This is a genomic window from Winogradskyella sp. (genome assembly GCF_013042245.1).
Classification (GTDB): Bacteria; Bacteroidota; Bacteroidia; order Flavobacteriales; family Flavobacteriaceae; genus Winogradskyella.
In genome coordinates this window covers 1-21,189 of the sequence record NZ_JABDQL010000041.1, presented here as the reverse complement: position 1 = coordinate 21,189, position 21,189 = coordinate 1, and the positions used below count along the sequence as shown (strand labels likewise).

Genomic DNA, 21,189 nt, shown 5'->3' with positions numbered 1-21,189 from the left:
TACATATGAATTATGTTACAAAAAATCATAAAACTTAGCTTAAACAATAAGCTTCTTATTTTCCTTTTTACAGCATTTATTATTGGTTTTGGGATTTTCTCTTTAACCCAAATTCCAATTGGTGCTGTTCCAGATATTACCAATAATCAAGTACAAGTCATTACCACATCCCGTAACTTATCTACGCAAGACGTAGAACAATTTATCACCTATCCTGTAGAGCTAGAAATGGCTAATTTACCTGATGTCGTAGAAATTAGATCGGTTTCAAAATTTGGGCTTTCAGTTGTCACGATTGTATTTGAAGATGATATGGGTACTTATCTTCCCAGACAACTTATTGCCGAAAAAATTAAATCGGCCTCAGAGAGAATTCCAGAAGGTTTTGGCTCACCAGAAATGGGACCAATTACCACTGGTTTAGGCGAAATTTATCAATACATTCTTGATGTAAAAGAAGGCTACGAAAACCGCTACACGCCAATCGAATTACGTACAATTCAAGATTGGATTGTTAAGCGTCAATTATCTGGTATTCCTGGTGTTGTTGAAGTCAATACTTGGGGCGGATTTTTAAAGCAATACGAAGTAGCTATCAATCCAAATAAGCTAAATGCTATGAATATTTCTATTGCCGAAATTTTGGATGCACTAGAAAAAAACAATAGTGTCGCTGGTGGTGGATATATCGAAAAAAATAATGAAGCCTTCTTTATTCGAGGTGAGGGTTTAGCAGAAAGTCTTGAAGATATTAAGCAAATCGTAGTTAAAAACAACGGTACACCAATCTATATTAAGGATGTTGCCGAAGTTGGTTTTGGTAGCGCTACCCGTTTTGGTGCCATTACTGGAAATGGTGAAGGCGAAAAAGTTTTGGGCCAAATCATGATGCTTAAAGACGGTAATTCTAAAGCCATTATTGATGCCGTAAAAACACGTGTTTCAGAGATACAAAAAAGCTTACCAGAAGGTGTTTACATCAACGGTTTTTTAGAACGAAGTGAATTAATTGGGAAAACCACATTTACCGTATCTGAAAATTTAATAATAGGATCACTAATCGTCATTTTTGTTGTGGTATTACTCCTTGGTAATTTGCGTTCTGGTTTAGTGGTAGCATCGGTCATTCCTTTAAGTTTACTATTTGCAATTTCACTGATGAATATATTTGGTGTAGATGCTAATTTAATGAGCCTTGGGGCTATAGACTTCGGAATTATTATTGATGGTGCTGTAATTATTGTTGAATTTATTGCGTTTAGAATTATCACACAAAGTGAGAAACTAAAAACAGTCAATAATGAAGAAAAACAGTCCGAAATTGATCAAATTACACTAAAAAGTGCCTCAAAAATGATGAATTCTGCCATTTTTGGACAACTTATCATTTTAATTGTATTTATTCCAATTTTATCATTAAGTGGTGTAGAAGGCAAAATGTTTAAACCTATGGCATTAACTTTCAGCTTTGCTTTAATTGGTGCGATGCTATTGTGTTTAACCTACGTTCCTGTGGTATCTTCTTTATTTTTAAAACCGACAAAACCTAGTGATAAAAATATTTCGGTAAGGTTAATAAAAACCCTAAACTCATGGTACAAACCATCCATACATTGGGCATTACAAAACAAAAAATTAGTTGTGGTTTTTGCGAGTGTTTTATTAGCAACAAGCATCTTTTTATTTAGTAGAATGGGTAGCGAATTCGTACCTACTTTAGATGAGGGCGATTTTGTAATTCAACCAGTATTAAAAACAGGAACTTCTCTTGGAAAAACCATTGAAATTACAACCAAAATTGAACAAATTCTTTTGGAAAAATTCCCAGAAGTTAATCAAGTCGTGAGTCGTATTGGTGCTGCCGAAGTCCCAACAGACCCGATGTCTATGGAAGAAAGTGATGTAATTATAAAACTAAAACCAAAAGACGAATGGACAAGTGCAAACAGCAAGAACGAATTAGCCGATAAATTTAAAGACGCACTAACCGTTATACCTGGTATGGAGGTAGAATTTACACAACCCATAGAAATGCGTTTTAACGAGTTAATTACAGGTGTTAGAGCCGACGTAGCCATTAAAGTTTTTGGTGAAGATTTGTCGGTTTTAGCATACCAGGCTGACGAAATTAAATCACTTATCAAAAACGTTGAAGGTGCTTCCGATATTATTATTGAAAAAGTAGAAGGTTTACCGCAAATGAGTGTGACTTTTAACCGAAGTAAAATAGCACGCTACGGACTTAATATTTCTGATGTAAATCAAGTGATTTCAATGGGATTTGCTGGCGAAACTGTTGGTAGTATTTTTGAAGGCGAAAAACGTTTTGATTTAGTCATGCGTTTAAATGAAAACAACCGAAAGAATCTAGCAAGTCTTAAAAATTTGTATGTAGATACACCAAACGGTGTAAAAATTCCTTTAAGCGAATTGGCAGATATTAAGTATACAACTGGACCAGCTAAAATATCGAGAGACGGTACCAAACGTCGTATTGTGGTTGGGATTAATGTTCGTAATCGCGATTTACAATCAGTTGTAGAAGATGTAAGAAACATTATTGACTATCGGCTTAAATTACCTGTTGGCTACAACATTTCTTACGGTGGTCAGTTCGAAAATTTACAAAGTGCCAAAGCTAGATTAATGGTGGCAGTGCCCATTGCATTAGCTTTAATTTTCCTACTACTCTATTTCGCATTTGGTTCGGCTAAAGAAGCATTGCTTGTATATTCTGCTATTCCTTTATCTGCAGTTGGTGGCGTCTTATTATTATGTTTACGGGACTTACCTTTTAGTATCTCAGCAGGTATTGGTTTTATCGCCCTATTTGGTATTGCTGTACTTAACGGTATTGTTTTAATCGAACATTTTAAAGAATTAAAAGATGAAGGCGTGGATGATATTGAAGAACGCATAAAACGTGGTACGATAGAACGTTTAAGACCTGTATTACTCACTGCTGCCGCAGCAGCCTTAGGGTTTTTACCAATGGCGGTTTCTACCAATGCTGGTGCCGAAGTGCAACGTCCATTGGCTACCGTAGTTATTGGCGGATTGGTTACCTCAACCATATTAACTTTAATCGTACTACCTGTGCTTTACGCATGGTTTGAAAACAAAAAAGAATTGAAAATAAATAAAACAGCAGTGGTTACCATTATTGGTTTCTTTTTCATGATAAATGCCAAAGCGCAATCAAAATTAACGATTGAAGAAACCCTAACGCTAGCAATAGAAAACAATGCTAGTTTAAAAGCTTCGAACCTAAAAGTGGATCAAAGTAAGGCCTTAATTGGAAGCGCTTTTAGTTTTGATAAAACGTCTGTATACTATAGTTATGATGAAAACAATTTGGCGGTAAACAACCAACCATTAAAAGTATTTGGCGTGGCGCAAGATTTTAAATTCCCGACTGTATATTTTAAGCAAAAAAAGGCAAATAAGGCAAGAGCTAATCTTGAAGAAACCCATTATAATCTTCAGTTTAAGCAAATAAAGCAAGCCGTTTACGCTAATTACTACCAGCTAAGTTATACAAAAAATAAGGCGAAAACCTATCAGTATTTAGATAGTTTGTATAAAGATTTTGCTAAAAAATCTAAACGACGTTTTGAGTTAGGCGAAACCAATTACCTAGAAATGATTACCGCCAAATCCAAACAAAAACAACTAGAGACACTATACAAGCAAGCATTAAAAGAAGTTGTTTTTTCAAAAGAGCAACTAAAAAGTGTGGTACAAGTAGATACTTTAGATATTGTTAATCAGCCTTTAAAACAGTTAGAGTTAGAAACAATTTCAACGAAAAACAATGTTGGCTTACAGTATTTTGAAGAAGCAAAAAAATATCAAAGTGCTTTATATCAACAAGAAAAACAAAACTTACTTCCAGATATCAGTTTAGAATACTTTCAAGGTAGTAACGACCAAATAAACACCACTATTAAAGGCTATCAATTGGGTTTAAAAATTCCATTGTTTTTTTCTGGAAATGCTTCAAAAATTAAAGCTTCAAAAATCAGCAAAGATATTATCTCAGAGCAACAACGAGATTATAAATCAAAGTTGGACGCTAAGTACAAATCGCTTTTAGCCACTTTAGAGCAATATGAAGAAGCTGTAAATTATTATCAAAATGAAGGTGAAGACCTGAAAAATCAAATTATAAAAACAGCGAATCGTACGTTTAAAGAAGGTGAAATTGACTTTTTTCAATACGTACAAAGTCTTGAAACTGCTAGTGAAATTGAACTATCTTACCTTGAAAATTTAAACACCTATAATCAAACTGTAATTACAATAAACCACTTGACGTTAAACATAAACTAAAATGAAAAACATATATATACTACTCTTTTCACTTGCTTTTTTAGCCTGTGGAAATAAAGAAAACAACACAGAAGCAGTTGAAGACAATAAAATCCAAAGCAACAGTATAATCGTAACAAAACTGCAATTTGAAAGCCAAAATATGGTTTTAGACACATTAAAACCAATAAACTTCGACAATACTATAGAGGTTACAGGTATGATAGATGTACCGCCTAAGAACAAATCTAGTGTCACAACTTTTATTGGTGGATACATTTCAAAAACACCCCTTTTAGTTGGCGATGAAGTAAAAAAAGGACAGCTATTAGTGAGTTTAAAAAATCCTGAGTATGTTGAAATTCAGCAAAATTACCTTGAAATTACAGAACAACTTAGTTATTTAAAAGCTGAATTTAACCGTCAGAGATCACTTTTTGCTGAGCAAATAACTTCTGAAAAAAACTATCTAAAAGCGCAAAGTGCGTATAAAAGTAATTTAGCAACTTACAACGGATTAAGTAAAAAACTACAGATGATGAATATTAATCCAAACGCAGTAGAGCAAGGACAAATAACTTCTACTATTAATTTATATGCTCCTATTAGCGGACATATTACTAAAGTAAATGTGAGTAATGGAACGTATGTATCACCTAGTAATATCATCATAGAAATTGTAGACATAGATCATATTCATTTAGAATTGTCAGTGTTTGAAAAAGACATTATGAAGATTAAAAAAGGCCAAAAAATAGCGTTTAAAGTCCCTGAAGCTTCCAACAAATCCTATGAGGCTGAAGTCCATTTAGTTGGTACAACAATAGACGAAACCACAAGACGCATACAAGTGCACGGACACGTAGATAAAGACTTGGCTAATTTCATTGTTGGCATGTTCGTTGAAGCAACTATTATTATTGCACATACAGAAAGTCTCAGCTTACCAAACCAAGCTATTGTAAATATAGATAGAGAGCATTCTGTTCTTATTTTAGATAAAAACGTAAATGAAGAATATCACTTTAAAAGAGTAAAGGTCCGTTTAGGTAAACAAAATGAAAACTCTGTTGAAATTCTAAATACAAAAGCATTTACAAAAAAACAGATTTTAGTTAAGGGCATTGGTATGCTAATGGAAGGTAACACAGAAGAATAAATGTTCTTATCCAAGACCAACATCTAATGTCATCATAACAATAAAGCCACCTATAAATCCTAATGTAGCGATGTCGGTGTACTTATCTCTTTGAGTTTCAGGGATTACTTCCTCGACAACAACAAATATCATAGCGCCAGCAGCGAACGCCAATGCGTAAGGTAAAATTGGTTGAAAAAAAGTAACCGCCAGTGCACCTACCACAGCTGCAATAGGCTCTACAATAGCAGACATTTGGCCGTACCAAAAACTTTTAAAGCGTCCTATACCGTGACGACGCAAAGGCATGGAAACTGCTAAACCTTCAGGGAAATTTTGTATACCAATACCTAAAGCTAAAGCAACAGCACCACCAATGGTAGCTTCTGGAATTCCTGCAGCTACACCACCAAACAATACACCAACTGCCAAACCTTCGGGAATATTGTGTAAGGTTATTGCTAGTACTAATAGGGTAGTACGTCTCCAAGGAGTTTTTACGCCTTCTTTTTCATCTTCCTTAAAATTGATGTGTAAGTGAGGTAATATCTTATCTAAGCCAAATAAAAATAATGCTCCTAAAGAAAAACCAATAGCCGCAGGTACCACTTTTACAAAACCTTCTCCTGGACTCATCTCTATTCCTGGCGCTAACAGACTCCAAAAACTAGCCGCCACCATTACACCACCTGTAAAACCTAGCATTCCATCAAGTAAAGCACGGTTCATTCCTTTAAAAAAGAAAACTAAAGATGCTCCTGATGCGGTTAAAATCCAAGTAAATAATGACGCATAAAATGCGCCTAGAACTGGGTCAATAGATTCAAAATACTGAATAACACTATCCATAATTTTATATTTTTTTTACGTAAATATTTGTGGTGATTGCTTTTGACATTACTAATGAATTTGACGCTATTTCTATAGTCAAAGATTGGTCAAATTCTTCTTTATCTACTACTTTTAATTCGGTTCCAATTCCTATTTGATGCTTGTCTAAGTATTTCAAAAACTCTGATGACGAGTCTAAGACGCCTACGCATGTGTAAACTTGACCTACATCTGCCTTGGATAGAATAATCTTATTTGTTTGTTGAATATTCCCAAATTTATCTGGTATTGGGTCTCCATGTGGGTCTTGCGTAGGAAAACCTAAAAAAGCATCTATCTCGGCTATAAGTTTAGGTGACTTTATATGCTCTAACTGCTCCGCAACATCATGTACTTCATCCCATGAAAAATTTAATTTTTCTACCAAAAACACTTCCCATAGTCTGTGCTTTCTAATAATATCGACGGCTGTTAAACGTCCTGTTTCTGTTAGGGTAACGCCTTTGTATTTTACATAAGTAATTAAACTCTTATCGGCCAACTTCTTCAACATATCAGTAACAGAAGAAGCTTTAGCATCTATACGTTCGGCGATAGCATTAGTGCTTACCTCCGATTTGCTTTGCTGACTAATGTGATAAATAGCTTTTAAATAATTTTCTTCTGTAAGTGTTGTTGACATCTTTAATTACTTAAGATATAAAGCATTTCTTTTGGTGGAATATATCTGAAAAATCGTTTTTCAATTTCAAAATTTTCGTCTAAAATAACAATTGCTGGTAACTCCAAAGATTTATTTTTTTGTCCTGCCAATAAATTAGCAATCTCATGATAGGCTTGTCTTTTCATTCCATCATCACTATTTATAAATGTTTTACCTCCAAACAAGATACTTTCTTCAGATTCTACGTTAAACTTAATGACGTAGTAATCTTCTTTTAGTTTAGAGGTAATATTTGGTTTTGTGTAGACGACCTTTTCCATTTTTTTGCAATACACACACCAGTCTGCATAAAAATGAATAAACACCCTTTTGGGTTGGTCTTTTAGCGCAGTTTCCAATTCTGGAAAGCTTAACCATTGTAATTTTTCGTTTTGAGCAAAAGTTGAAAACATCAAAAGTAAACCTATTAAAAGTACGAGTCTCTTCATATTTACTAGTGAAATTTACCGATTTTCACTCCAAAAAATAATGTTCTTGGAAATGCTGGTCCATATACATAGTCAGAATCTCTGGTAGCGCCAACATCAAAATCATCCTGAAAACTATTGAACATATTTTTGATACCTGCATTCAAAGTCAACTGAAAATCATCAGAAACATCAAAATGGGCTTCGGCATTAATATTCAAATCAAAAAAGGTATTGGATTCATTTAAACTCAAAAATCCCGAGTCGCTAATGACACGTGGCACAGTCATTTTGCCAGTATAGGTTCCTGTTATAGAAAGAGTATAGCGGTAGTTTGGTGTCCAATTGGTATTTAAGTATCCGTACAAATTAGGGTTTCGTACAAATTCTGAAACCGAAATATCATTTTCTGATAGGTTTGTACCGTCTGCTTCAAATAGAATTTGTGGCTCATCATATTCAGAACGCTGAACGGTTCCTCCTATCTGAAACAACCACTTTTTTGAAGGTGATACACCAAACTCGAAATTAGCACCATAAACTCGAGCGCCTTCACCATTTCGCACTTCTTCCAAAATTGACCCATTACTAAACTGTACACCTGTACTTACCAATATAAACGGATTTTCTAGAGTCGTGTAAAATCCTTCTAACAAAAAGTTGGTTTGGGTTAAATTGAATTCTTTAGTAAGATTTAGAGAACCTGTAAAGGCATTAGAAAATTCTGCTTCTAAGTCATTAGATAAAATAACAAACTGTGGCTCTCCACCAACAGATGATATATGTAAATCCTCATTAAAAGCCTGAGGTGCTCGAAAGCCTCTAGCGTAACCACCTCTAAATTTTAAGTCATTTGTAAACTCATAAGCCAATGTTAACCTAGGGTTAATAGTAACTTGAGAAATATCTACGTCTCTTTCAATAGTATCTACTTGGTAAATACCATCTACATTGATGTAATCCAGCCGTGAACCGATAAGTGCTGAAAATTTTTGATTAGGTTTATACTCGTATTGTGCATAAGCTCCTGTAGCGTTTACCTTTTGGTCAATTAGCCTATTATATCCAGGAATAACATCTTCAGTTGTACTTATATTAAATTCTGTTCCAGCAGTAAAAACATCTCTCTTAAACTGTTTTGTAAACTGAAAACCATTTGCCAAAGCTAAGTCTTTAGTAATACCGTAAGCATTTAAAGCTGTAAGGCTATCTTGCGTTGTGCGCCCACCACCAAGACCTCCATAGTAACTGTCACGATTGGTGTATTGAACCGAGCTGTAAATGGAATAATTATGTGTATTAGCCTCATTGCTAAAATCATAGCTTACACCAGCCATTACAGTATTGTGTGTTAACTCTTCAGTTATGTCTGTAAGATGTGGTGCTAAATCTAAACGGTCGCCACCTCGTCGGTATTCGTTTAATATTGTAGCATCTACAGTTAAACGACTTCTATCGGTAGGCTTGTAGTACAATTTGGTACCAAAAGTGGTATTTCTTAATTCTACCATTTCGGTAAAACCATCTCGATTAGCATCCCATTCTTCTCTATTGCGATGAATACCAAAAAATGTCGCACCACTATTTAAATCATCAGCAACCAATGACGTATTAAAATTGATAACACGGTCTGGTATTTCGCCATTAATAAGTCCTAAATAAGTACCTATTTCCCAAGTATTTAAAACTGGGTCTTTTGTAATGATATTAACCGTACCTGCAATGGCATTGGAGCCAAATAATGCCGAGCCACCGCTTCGCACAATCTCCACACGGTCAATGATTTGTGTTGGTATCTGCTCCAAACCATACACACTGTTAAGCGCACTAAAAACTGATCTACTATTAACTAATATTTGCGAATAACTCCCGTCTAAACCGTTAAGCCTAACTTGTGTAAATCCACAGTTTTGACAATTATTTTCTACGCGAACACCAGGCGAATAATTCAAACTCTCTGAGACTGCTAATGCTTGAGTGGCACTTATAAGTTTTTCTCCGAGTGTATTTACAATGATTGGCGCTTCTTTTTTATTGACTCGGTTTCTAGTCGCACTCACTACAATTTCATCCAATCCTAATAAATCTTCAACCAAGAAAATCTTGAGATTATTTTGGTTGTTTGCATCAATTGTAATGGTTTGAGTTTTGACTTTTAGCCCAAGTGAAGTTGAGCTAACTTCGTAAGTTCCTAATGGAATTTTTAAACTAAAATTTCCGTTTTTGTCAGTGTTACTTATATATGTTTTTTGCCGTTTTTTGAAACTTATAGTTGTATAAATAACAGGTGTTTGATTATTAATCACTTTACCTTTTACAGTTACATCTTGCGAAAAAACTGTAGTTATAAAAAAGAAGAATATTACAATTCTTAAAGACATCTAAATTAATTTTTTGTAAATATAAATATAATTTTAGATTAGCCTAAAAATTTAGAATTCGTTTAACTATTTTGGAGATATAAGATGCGTTTGTATTCTATATATTTTGAGTATAAATAAAAATTACGACTATTGTACTTTCTATTTCAAGCAATGAAACTCTACGATTACACAATAGGGCAAGGCGGCTTGATTATTATAGGAGTATTTGTTTTGTGTGTTCTATTTTACAAAAAGCAGAAAACACAGCGCTATTTTAAGTATATCGAAAAGAGGGAAAAGAAACGGAAGACCTAATAGTTTTTTTATTTAAACCCACGTTCTTTTTGGATGTGGTCGTAGGCTTCTTGTACTTGTCTAAATTTCTCTTCAGCACCTTCTTTATGCTCTTCACCTAGGTGACTCAAACGGTCTGGATGATACTTTTTCGCCATTTTACGATATGCGCGTTTTACCTCATCATCAGGAACAGTTTTATCGATTTCTAAAATCTTGTAAGCATTGTTTGTACTGTTGTAGAACATGGCTTTTATGCTCTCGTAATCTCGACTGCTGATACCTAAATATCCAGCTATGGTGTAGATTTGTTTTATTTCGTCTTGAGTGACTAAACCATCCGCTTTAGCAATCCCAAACAGAAAGTGAAGTAATTGCAAACGTGAAGCGTGATCCATCATTTGCTTAATCTGCATACAAACCTGACGTGTAGAAATATTCTGCTTAGTTATACCTTTAAATAATCTAAAGGCATTATTTGCGCGATCTTTACCATACATATTGGTAAACTGCTGACGCACAAAATCAAGTTCGCGTTGATCTTGTTTACCATCGGCTTTTATAACAACCGAAGCAAGAATTAAAAGACTCACTTCAAAATCACCAGAGCGTGTTTGCGTGCGTTGTTGTCTTTGTCTCTGATATGTTGGTTGTTTATATGGGTCTCGACGACGTTTTTTTCCGGCTTGTCGTTCTCCTAAAAGCGGACTAGAATCTGTAGCATTATCTACAACACTGCCTAACGCCATACCAATAATGGCACCTATTGGTCCTCCAAAAGACCAACCAATTGCAGCGCCTATCCATTTTGCAAAACTCATTCTTATATTCTAATTTTTTTTCAAAGGTTAAAGATACTATTGTTAGTTGAAATATCTGTTGTTTTGTTACAATGCTCGTATTAAGGGTGAAGGCTTTGTTGAAGCTTCTCGTTGAGAGCTACTGTCGAGAAGCTCTGGTTATCCGCAGTTTTAGCGAAGGAGAAAACGCCCAAAAAACCATAACTAAAGACAATAATACCATATAAACTGCTTACCTAACTGTTACTAATTTACACCTATTTTAGTTATCTTTGCATTTCAAATTGACTTTAAAAAGAAAAAATATGTATCCACCAGAATTAGTAAAACCAATGCGTGAAGATTTAACCAACGTAGGTTTTGAAGAATTACATACAACAGAGGCTGTAGATGCAGCTATTGCAAAAGAAGGAACAACTTTAGTAGTTGTAAATTCGGTTTGTGGTTGTGCTGCAGCTAACGCAAGACCAGGCGCGCGCATGAGTTTAGAAAACGCTAAGCGTCCAAATAATTTAGTGACGGTTTTTGCTGGCGTAGATAGAGAAGCGACGAATCAAGCCAGAGCGCACATGGTACCGTTTCCTCCTAGCTCGCCGAGTATGGCATTGTTTAAAGATGGCGAATTAGTACACATGCTAGAGCGTCACCATATTGAAGGTCGCCCTGCAGAACTAATTGCAGAAAACTTAATGGATGCTTATAATGAGCATTGCTAGTTTTTAGTTAAGATTTTAAATTTAAACCACGATTTTTATCGTGGTTTTTTAATTTTACACCACTATGAAAATACTTGCTTATCCTCTTACGGTTATTTACTTTTTATTTTTTGGCTTAACCTTAGTGATTTTTCATCCGATACAATGGTTTTGTTTTAATGTATTTGGCTACAAAGCGCACAAAATTAGTGTCAACTGGTTACAGTTTTTTTTATTACGCTGTCTCAATCTTTTAGGAACGCGTTTCACTTTTACTAACAGTTTCAATATCCCTACAAACAAACCGTTAATTATTATATCTAACCATCAAAGTATGTACGATATCTCTCCTATTATGTGGTACATGCGTAAGCATCATGTTAAGTTTGTCAGTAAAAAAGAACTAGGAAAAGGCATACCAAGTGTATCGTATAATTTGCGCCATGGTGGCTCGGTTTTAATTGACCGAAAAAATCCGCGACAAGCCTTGCCTGACATGATGAAGTTTGGCGAGTATATTGAAAAAAACAATCGGGCTGCGGTTATATTTCCTGAAGGCACACGAAGTAAAGATGGTACTCCAAAACCTTTTAAAACTAAAGGTTTAGAGATATTATTTAAAAAAATACCATCTGCATTAATTGTACCCATCACGGTAAATAACTCTTGGAAGATGTTACGTTACGGAAAATTTCCTATGGGTGTCGGTAATCATATCAAATTTACGGTGCATGAGCCTCTAGAATTGTCTACCTTTACAAATAAGGCTGAACTTATTGAGCAGGTTGAAAAAACAATTACTGATGCTATCGAAATATAGCAATTAAAACCCCATCCTATGTCTATTAAAAACATACGTTTAGAAGTTATGAAGCATCTAGAAAAAGATGTGGAATCACTTATTGAGAAATACTTAATCCCTGTTGAAAAAATTTGGCAACCTACTGACTTTCTTCCAAATTCTGAAAAAGATACTTTCTTTGAGGAGGTCAAAGAAATTAGAGAACTATCTAAAGAAATGCCTTATGATTTTTGGGTCGTTTTAGTAGGAGATATGATTACCGAAGAAGCGCTACCAACTTACGAATCCTGGTTAATGGATGTTGAGGGTGTTGGACAAGTGGAGCGCAACGGCTGGTCTAAATGGGTGAGACATTGGACTGCTGAAGAAAACAGACACGGCGATGTGTTAAATAAATACCTCTATTTATCTGGTCGTGTAAACATGAAAGAGATAGAAAAAACAACTCAATATCTTATCGCTGATGGCTTTGATATCGGCACGGACAGAGACCCTTATAAAAACTTTATTTATACTAGTTTTCAGGAACTTGCTACTTATATTTCGCACAACCGTGTTGCAAAATTAGCTAAAGAAAAAGGCAATAAGCAACTCGCAAAAATGTGCAAAATTATATCAGGCGACGAGATGCGTCATCATCATGCCTATTCAGAATTTGTTGAACGGATTTTTACCGTTGACCCAAGCCAAATGATGATGGCATTTCATTATATGATGAAACAAAAAATTACAATGCCAGCCCATTTTTTAAGAGAATCTAGCAATAAAATTAGTACGGCTTTTGAAGAATTCTCTAACACTGCGCAACGGATTGGTGTTTATACCTCCGCTGATTATGTAGATATATTACAAAAGCTAATTGTGCGTTGGGATATTGGCAATATTAATGACTTATCTGATGAGGCAGAGAAAGCTAGGGACTACCTAATGAAACTGCCATCGCGTATGATGCGTTTGGCTGAACGCATAAAAATCCCTGAAAACTCTTATCAATTTAAATGGGTTAAGCCGGCATAATTTTTTTTGATTTAGATATGAGTAAACTCATTGAAAATACAATCACGTTTGTAAAGTCCGAACTCAAAAATGCTGAAGGCGGACACGATTGGTTTCATATTGAGCGCGTGTATAAAAATACGTTACTCATAGCAGAACAAGAAAATGTAGATTTAACAGTTGTGTCTCTCGCAGCTTTATTACATGATATTGCTGACCCAAAATTTTATAATGGCGATGAAACGGTTGGACCAAAGATTGCTTGTGAGTTTTTATTCAAGCAAAATGTAGGCAGTAAAATAATTGAACACGTCATTGCTATTATTGAAAACATGTCTTTTAAAAACACTTTTGAAAAAGGCGAAAAATTCACCTCTAAAGAACTAGAAGTCGTCCAAGATGCAGATAGGTTAGATGCTATTGGTGCTATTGGAATTGCTAGATGTTTTAATTATGGAGGTTTTAAGAATCGAGCGCTGTATCATCCTGAAATTGAACCAAATCTCAACATGTCTAAAGAAGAATACAAAACTTCTGATACGCCAACTATTAATCACTTTTACGAGAAATTACTTCTTTTAAAAGATAAGATGAATACTAAAACTGGAAAACAAATTGCCGCAAATAGACATCAGTATATGAAAGGTTTTTTAGAACAATTTTATGCAGAATGGAACGGCAAACATTAGATTAGTTTTCTTTTGCAACTTCAAGAGCTGTCATCTTATTTTCAATAATATTGAGCTCTTCACCATAATGAATTATATCTTCAGTATTAAGCTCTGAGCTAAAATTCACGATATTCAAAATTTCTTTTTGCTTGATAGTATAGTATTTTAAGGCAATATTTATCTTGTCATTCATGGGTCACCATTAATTTTAATTCACTTCTATATTTAGAGGCACTTTTACCCGTAAACTCTTTAAAGAGTTTATTAAAATGGGAGAAATTATTAAATCCACATTCAAAACTTATATCCGTTATGCTTAGTTGACTTTCTGATAAAAGTTTGGTAGCGTGTACAATTCTATATTCATTTACCAATTTAGTAAACGTTTTGCCGGTGACTTTTTTAAAATACCTACAAAATGCCGGTATAGACATACTTACCTTTTCGGACATTTCATTCAAACTAATATGCCTATGAAAATTTTCATTAATATGTTTATAAATCACGTTAATCTTTGTATTGTCTTGAGGCTGTATTTCAAACACGAAACCATCTGCATTTAATACTTTATAATCTTCTGAGTTTGTTAACTCATTAAGAATTTCAAGTAAAGACAAAATTTTCTCTATTCCTGATTTAGATGCTAAATCCTCAATCTTAGAGCCTAACTTTTCCTTAGTGTTTATGCCAAATAGAATGCCCATTTTAGAACGTTCTAAAAGATGGCTAATTTCTGTCATTTCTGGTATATTAAAAAAATCGTTACCTAAAAAGTTAGGTCGAAATTGGACTACAGTTTCTGACCCATTTAATGTTAAACGATCCACAAAACCATAATGGGGTAAGTTAGAACCTAAGAGTAGTAACTGGCTATTGTTATAGTATGATAAATGGTTACCAATGTGACGCTTGCCTTTACCTTTATTTATATAAACCAATTCAATCTCAGGATGATAATGCCAATATGGTTTACTTTCACCAACATAAGCACCGTGTTTATGAACGTGAATAGAACTGCCAAAAGCAGGAGTTATTTTCTCTAAGACTGGTTTTCGCTTTTTCACAACAGTAACAAAGTTAGACTTATGATAAACAAGAGATGTGTTCAAAATTATTAAAAAAGTATGCTATATTATCTTTTTTTACGTTTAAAGGACTGTAAAATAATAATATAGCATATAAAATAGAATTGAAATATAAGAAATTTTGTAGTTTATGTAATCAAAAAAAGGTTAAGATTCTGTAGTAATCAATCAATTTTGTAATCATTTTACATCAAATTCTCTCCGATATTTGTATTTGTAAAACAAATAAAAATGCTATGAAAAAGATTATTTTGTTATTACTATTAAGTCCTATTTTATTGATTGTCTTTATTTTAGTGAGTCCGCTCTTTCTATTGCATAACATTGTGGATACAAGACAGTAAAGATTTATACTCAAAAATCACAAAGTATTAGTCGTTTTTTATTTTGATTAAGCTTGAGGCATCATTGTTTCTAACTACCAAGATATGCGATTTATCTGCAACTTTAATTTGCTTTAAATGTTGAACGTTTCCTCCTATGTTTAAACCAGTCTCAAGAGGTTTTAAAATCTCAAAAATGGAATTCCCGCTATTGATTAAAGTCGCTCCAATTGAAGCATCATATCGACCATATTCGGCATCTGTACCAAAGAAGTTTCCGCCAGTGATAATATCTACTTTATTATCTCCATTAAGGTCTGTAACTATAGCATCATTTAATACTGAGATTTGTGTTTCTGCTGGTAGATTTTTAGCCATAAACCCTTTTCCATTTTGATTGACAAAGAGTGTGTGTTGAAAGTGATTGGCCTTTAATACACTCACATTCTGTAGTTCTTGTGGTGTGAAAATATCATTGATTGTAGCATTTGCATAAGGCTCATAACGTGTAAAACGTTTTTTGAGCATTACCATGTGGTCTAACATTCTATCACGGTTATGAAGCGGATAGCTAACGCCATCAGCATAAGTTGTAATTACTGGATCGATACTACCGTTATTATCAAAATCTTTGTAATACAACTCTACAGGTTCAGAAGAAGATGCTTTAAATATTGAGTTTAAACCCAAGTTTCCTGCAACAATATCTTTGTAGCCGTCACCATTGACATCGCTTACGGTAACCGAATTCCACCAACCTACTTTTTGGTCTAGTCCGAATTCTTTTGTTTTATTTTTAAAAGCTCCATTTTCAAATTTAAATACTGAAATTGGTAGCCACTCGCCTGCAATAATTAATTCTTTTATTCCATCATTATCTAAATCTGCAAACTCTGCATCGGTAACCATACCAATATTGGATATTTGTTTTGCCCAAACACTCGTTATATCTTTAAATAGCCCATTTTCATTTTTAAGAATATAACTTCTAGGTGTTATCGGATAACGACCTGGTGTAACTCTAGAGCCAATAAAAACATCTTGTTGTCCATCTCCATCTATGTCTTCAACTTTAACAACTGCACCACTGGTATAAATTTCTGGTAACACATTTCTAACACGACTAAAATCACCTTTTCCGTTGCCGAAATACATTCTGTCTAAATAATTCCTTGTATTTGCACTACTTTCATTTCCACCGCTTACCACATACAAATCTATGTTTCCATCATTGTTTGCATCAAAGAAAATGGCGTCGGTATCTTCATGTGTTTTGTCTACTTCAAAATCTAGGATTTCTTTTTGAGAAAAGCGTCCATTTTTATTTTGCAATAATAACTTTCCTGAAAAATCTTTTGCTCCACCAAAATAAACATCTTCTAACCCGTCTCCATTAACATCTGCAATTGCTACTGCTGGACCTTCTTCACTATATTTATGGTGCAACAAAGCCTCACGCTTAAAGTCTGTAAACTCATTTTCTTTATGTGAAAATTTGTTACCAAGTAGACTCGACTTATCTTCAAAATAAATAGCTCTCACTTGCTCTTCGTTAAGTCTTGAAGTTGGGTTATACTGGATGGTTATAAATTCATTCAACTGGGGCTTATCAATAACCTGAATCGATTTGTCTGGCCATATAATCTCGAGACTTTGGGTGGTAAGTCCTTCTTTTATACCAAAATGAAGTTTGTGTTGTGATGAAGACAAGAAGCCTCTTGTCGGGTTATATTGTTCTTTTAAAACTGTTCCGTCTGAGAGTGTTAATTTACCTATTGTTCCTTGAAAGTTTTTACCTTTTATAAATTCAAAATCCAAGGAAATAAAATTATTCTGAAGCTGTTGCTTGCCATTATTTTTCATAACAAACGGTACCTCATTAATATTATTAACTACAATATCTAAAAAACCATCATTATCTAAATCTGAATACGCTGCGCCATTTGAAAATGTGGGTTTACCACTATTCCATTCTTTGGAGACATCTTCAAACTTGGTATTGCCTTTATTTTTAAAAAGAAATGAAGGTACAGCAATACTAGGAATCTCTTCAATCCATTGTTTTAAAGTAATCTGTTTTTGGTTGAGCTTTTTCTGAAGCTCATCCATTTTATACCTCGCATAATCATTATTGGTTACATCTCTTAGGTAGCCATTTGTTATATGTATATCTTTAAGACCATCATTATCATAATCTGCTAAAAGCACACTCCAACTCCACTCTGTTTGCGCCAAATTATCTAAAAAGCCAATATTTGAAAACGTATTTGATCCACTATTAATTTGCAAAGCATTGGCTGTAAATTGGGCTCCAAAGCCATACTTCATCATTTTTTCGTACTTATTGTAATTTTGTGGCATTATCATCATTTTTCGCCTATCATTTTTATTTGGCGACATGTCCAATGTCATTAAATCGAAATTGCCATCATTATTTACATCTGCATAATCCGAACCCATTGAAGAAAATGATGTATTGCTGAAGTAAGAACTCAACTCGTCTTCAAATTGATTATTCCCTTGATTTATAAATAACTTATCTGGCATTGAATAATCATTACACACATACAAATCAGGCTTAAAATCGTTGTTAAAATCTCCTACAACGGCACTAAGTCCAAAAGCATCACTTAAAATGCCAGCTTCCTCAGATTCATCTATAAATTTATTTTCATTATTTACATAAAAACGGTCTGTTCTTCCAGTATAATCATCCAGCACTGCAATACCCAAAACACCATCTTTATCTTTAGAAACTTTGAGCATATTAGACTCTAGCATATTTTCTGTATGATTCAATACAAAGACATCCAAATCTGAATCTCCATCCGAATCAAAGAAATAGGCCTGTACAGAATGTCCAGAATCTGCCAAGCCGTAATTTTCTGCCTCTTCAGAAAAAGTTAAATCCCCATTATTAATGTAGAGTTTATTTTTTCTCTGTCCTTCATTTGAAACTGCCGATTTACAAACATAGATATCTAAAAAACCATCATTATTAATATCAACCATTGTAACCCCAGTTTTAAAACCTTTTCCTCCACCAACTTTTGCCGTTGCTGTTATATCTTTAAATCTAAAATTTCCTTGATTGAGATACAATTTATCGCTAGCCGTATTTCCAGTAAAGTAAATATCGTCAAGTCCATCATTATTTATATCACCTACAGCGACACCTCCGCCGTTATATAAATATGCATACAGAATGAAGTTGAACGACTCGGTTTCATCAATTATATTTTTAAAATCAATATTAGTTGTCGAAGGTTCTAAATACGTGAATAAGGAATGTGTATCTATTTTTGGTGCTGTTGAATTCTTGGATGCTTTTGGAGTAGACTCTTCTTTTGCTTCATCCTTGCATGAAAAACAAAGTATAAAAATGAGTGATAAACTTATATGTTTTATAAACTTCATACCGTTTTATCGTAATTTCTTTAAAATAGTATTAGCAATTTCTCGTCCTTGTCTAGCACCTTCTTCTACACCCTGTATATAATGAATTCCGCCATAAAAACGACTCATATTTACTTGGTTTGCAGCTTCTCTAAAAGAGTTGAAGGTTCGGTCTTCTAATCCAAAACGTAATTGTGTGTTATCTGTAAACGCATAGTTCTCTCCATAAATAGAAGATAAAACTTCTGCCGCAGAAGCTGATGTGGCACTATGCCCACTTGTATATTCTGGAAACGGTGGTGTTTGCAAAACAGGTGTCCATTCTGCGTCTATGTTTTCTTGTATATAAGTTACTGGACGTACCAAATCTGTTCTATATTTTACATGCCATGCAGCAATTATAGCATCGAACATTGCCATTGAGGTTAGCGTATATGCCTTTGTTGTAGTGTAATAATCTGAATACTCTTTTGTAGAAACCTGGTTTACAATATTAAGCCAATGTCCTGGCGGCGTAAATTTATGAATCGTCGTTACCATATGGCCAGTATGAACAGTCATTATTGGATTACAATCCCAAAACCAAGCTGTCTTTTCAGTATCTTCCGTTTTGTTGTTTACAGCTTCGTAAACTTGGTAGACCATTTTATAAAAATCTGAATCTTCATCCGTACTATATTTTGGTAATGGCTTATACTTAAATACGTTTGCGCTGTCAATAACCATTGTCCTAATATTATCCCAGTGCGGTTCTAAACCTGTGGTATAGTCGGGTGGAGTTTCTCTCCAATTTTCTGGTTTTTTAGTACTTGTAAAACGTGAAAACGTTCTTGTTTCTGTATACATGTCTTTATCAATCCAGTCACTTAGCTGTGCTGAAATATTTGCAGCATAGTTTTCAGAATTTTTAATAACAGTTTTAGTAAGACCTAATTGAGTTGCTTTTGTTATTAAACTATCGTTTAAATTTTCAAAGAAATGTTCGGAATAAATTAGTTTTTTTCCAACGTTTGAAAACGCTAAAAGTGCAGACAATTCTGGATTTAGATTTTTACTTTCTGATATTTTGAATTGCTCTAAACCATTTATTTTGTTGGTTATTAAATTTAAACTGTCTTTACGTAAACTTTGTATAGTTATGTAATGCGCTAAGTGTGCGTAAGCATACATACGACTAGCTACAGGTGGCGTAAAGGCATCTTCCATAACAGCTTCTAGTAAAACCGTGTTGGCATTATTTAAATCTGAAGTTTGAAATACTTGAGTATCTGACTTAAGTTCTTCTTTACAAGAAGACAAAATAACGGCGATAAACAACACTAAAAGTCTAAATTTCATAGTATTTAATTAAGTGATTAAATATAATTAAATAATCAAACTAATCCATACTGGTTCTCACCTGTAGATTAAAAAAGTTTAAGCTGCCCATCTTTATATTCTTCATGCGAATTGGTATTGAGCTTAGGCATCGCTTTTCCCTTAAAGTATTTTAATCTAGCTAAGTTCATGATATCATTAATTTGTTGTGCAATGGCACCTTCGCCACGCATACGCTTTCCATATCGACTTTCATTTAGGGTCCCACCATGGCAATCTTGTATTTGATTTAATACTTTGTCTGCTCTATCAGGTAAGGTTTTCTTAATCCAATCGGTAAATATTTCGCCAATAGCACCGTTAAGTCTTACGATAGTATGCGGAATACTTTTTGCGCCTAGTTCTGAAATTTTTTTTGCCAGTGGCAAAATCTCATGACTATTTATTGATGGAATTATAGGTGCCAACATCACATTAACAGGAATCCCATTTTCGCTCAAAATTTTTTCAGACTCTAACCTTTTTTTAATAGTTGCTGTTCTGGGTTCTAAAATTCGTCTTGTATCTTCAGAAAGTGAAGTGATTGAAATATTAACCACGATGAGATTGTCTTTTGCCAAAGCTTTAAGTATATCCAAATCACGAAGAATTAAACTATTTTTGGTAATAATACCAACAAGATGCTTGTATTTTAAGAAGACTTCGAGACATTTTCTGGTGATTTCAAACTTTCTCTCTACAGGCTGGTAACAATCTGTATTTCGAGACATTACAATGGTGTGTGCTTTCCAGCTTTTCTTTTTGAGTAGAGCTTCAAATAATTTTGGCGCATCTTTTTTTACGAGAATTTTTCTTTCAAAATCTAATCCTGCGCCATAACCCCAAAACTCGTGACTATTGCGTGCATAGCAGTAAATAATCCTCGGGGCAAGCCCACGAGGCATTAAAATAATTTCAATTGATTATTCTTTTTCAAACTTTTATAATCCTTTTCAACACCTTGTTCCTTAACATAATTTGCTATCAATTTTTCAGT

Annotated in this window: 16 protein-coding genes; 6 read left to right on the top strand and 10 right to left on the bottom strand. The window is 34.1% G+C overall.

All coding sequences use genetic code 11. The annotated features are described in order from the left end of the window. Positions 1 to 12: 12 nt before the first annotated feature. Entirely contained in the window at positions 13 to 4,332 is a 4,320-nt protein-coding gene (locus HKP48_RS03805; protein WP_296342992.1) for a CusA/CzcA family heavy metal efflux RND transporter, read from the top strand. A gap of 1 nt (position 4,333) precedes the next feature. Next, the gene (locus HKP48_RS03800) at positions 4,334 to 5,470 is read left to right on the top strand and encodes an efflux RND transporter periplasmic adaptor subunit (RefSeq protein ID WP_296342990.1); all 1,137 of its coding nucleotides are present in this window, start codon (positions 4,334 to 4,336) and stop codon (positions 5,468 to 5,470) included. 6 nt (positions 5,471 to 5,476) lie between these two features. On the opposite strand, the gene HKP48_RS03795 is transcribed toward HKP48_RS03800, so the two are convergent. The 5 genes from HKP48_RS03795 to HKP48_RS03775 all read right to left on the bottom strand — a co-directional run bounded on the left by HKP48_RS03795 (position 5,477) and on the right by HKP48_RS03775 (position 10,889). Next, positions 5,477 to 6,298, bottom strand: a complete 822-nt coding sequence (locus tag HKP48_RS03795) for a ZIP family metal transporter (RefSeq protein ID WP_296342988.1) — start codon at positions 6,296 to 6,298, stop codon at positions 5,477 to 5,479. A 4-nt stretch (positions 6,299 to 6,302) separates the two neighbouring features. After that, positions 6,303 to 6,962, bottom strand: a complete 660-nt coding sequence (locus tag HKP48_RS03790) for a metal-dependent transcriptional regulator (RefSeq protein ID WP_296342986.1) — start codon at positions 6,960 to 6,962, stop codon at positions 6,303 to 6,305. A gap of 2 nt (positions 6,963 to 6,964) precedes the next feature. Further along, complete coding sequence (locus HKP48_RS03785; protein ID WP_296342984.1) at positions 6,965 to 7,432, bottom strand: thioredoxin fold domain-containing protein; 468 nt, start codon at positions 7,430 to 7,432, stop codon at positions 6,965 to 6,967. Between the two features lie 5 nt (positions 7,433 to 7,437). After that, entirely contained in the window at positions 7,438 to 9,792 is a 2,355-nt protein-coding gene (locus HKP48_RS03780; RefSeq protein WP_296342982.1) for a TonB-dependent receptor, read from the bottom strand. 305 nt (positions 9,793 to 10,097) lie between these two features. After that, positions 10,098 to 10,889, bottom strand: a complete 792-nt coding sequence (locus HKP48_RS03775; protein ID WP_296342979.1) for a TerB family tellurite resistance protein — start codon at positions 10,887 to 10,889, stop codon at positions 10,098 to 10,100. Between the two features lie 284 nt (positions 10,890 to 11,173). Between HKP48_RS03775 and HKP48_RS03770 the strand changes: the two genes are divergently transcribed. The 4 genes from HKP48_RS03770 (at position 11,174) to HKP48_RS03755 (ending at position 14,050) form a co-directional block, all read left to right on the top strand. After that, positions 11,174 to 11,584, top strand: coding sequence for a BrxA/BrxB family bacilliredoxin (locus HKP48_RS03770; RefSeq protein WP_296342977.1), 411 nt, complete (start codon positions 11,174 to 11,176; stop codon positions 11,582 to 11,584). A 64-nt stretch (positions 11,585 to 11,648) separates the two neighbouring features. After that, positions 11,649 to 12,383, top strand: coding sequence for a lysophospholipid acyltransferase family protein (locus tag HKP48_RS03765; RefSeq protein WP_296342975.1), 735 nt, complete (start codon positions 11,649 to 11,651; stop codon positions 12,381 to 12,383). Between the two features lie 18 nt (positions 12,384 to 12,401). After that, positions 12,402 to 13,382, top strand: a complete 981-nt coding sequence (locus HKP48_RS03760; protein WP_296342973.1) for an acyl-ACP desaturase — start codon at positions 12,402 to 12,404, stop codon at positions 13,380 to 13,382. 17 nt (positions 13,383 to 13,399) lie between these two features. Continuing rightward, complete coding sequence (locus tag HKP48_RS03755) at positions 13,400 to 14,050, top strand: HD domain-containing protein (protein ID WP_296342971.1); 651 nt, start codon at positions 13,400 to 13,402, stop codon at positions 14,048 to 14,050. 1 nt (position 14,051) lies between these two features. On the opposite strand, the gene HKP48_RS03750 is transcribed toward HKP48_RS03755, so the two are convergent. The 5 genes from HKP48_RS03750 to HKP48_RS03730 form a co-directional block, all read right to left on the bottom strand. Beyond that, positions 14,052 to 14,225: a hypothetical protein gene (locus tag HKP48_RS03750; RefSeq protein WP_296342969.1), complete on the bottom strand. Its 174-nt coding sequence runs from the start codon at positions 14,223 to 14,225 to the stop codon at positions 14,052 to 14,054. Next, positions 14,218 to 15,096, bottom strand: coding sequence for an AraC family transcriptional regulator (locus tag HKP48_RS03745; RefSeq protein ID WP_296343004.1), 879 nt, complete (start codon positions 15,094 to 15,096; stop codon positions 14,218 to 14,220). The genes HKP48_RS03750 and HKP48_RS03745 overlap by 8 nt, the downstream gene beginning before the upstream one ends. 392 nt (positions 15,097 to 15,488) lie before the next feature. Next, complete coding sequence (locus HKP48_RS03740) at positions 15,489 to 18,857, bottom strand: VCBS repeat-containing protein (protein ID WP_296342967.1); 3,369 nt, start codon at positions 18,855 to 18,857, stop codon at positions 15,489 to 15,491. A 6-nt stretch (positions 18,858 to 18,863) separates the two neighbouring features. Next, positions 18,864 to 20,174, bottom strand: coding sequence for a vanadium-dependent haloperoxidase (locus tag HKP48_RS03735; protein WP_296342964.1), 1,311 nt, complete (start codon positions 20,172 to 20,174; stop codon positions 18,864 to 18,866). A gap of 68 nt (positions 20,175 to 20,242) precedes the next feature. After that, entirely contained in the window at positions 20,243 to 21,097 is an 855-nt protein-coding gene (locus tag HKP48_RS03730; RefSeq protein ID WP_296342962.1) for a PA0069 family radical SAM protein, read from the bottom strand. Between the last annotated feature and the right edge of the window lie 92 nt (positions 21,098 to 21,189).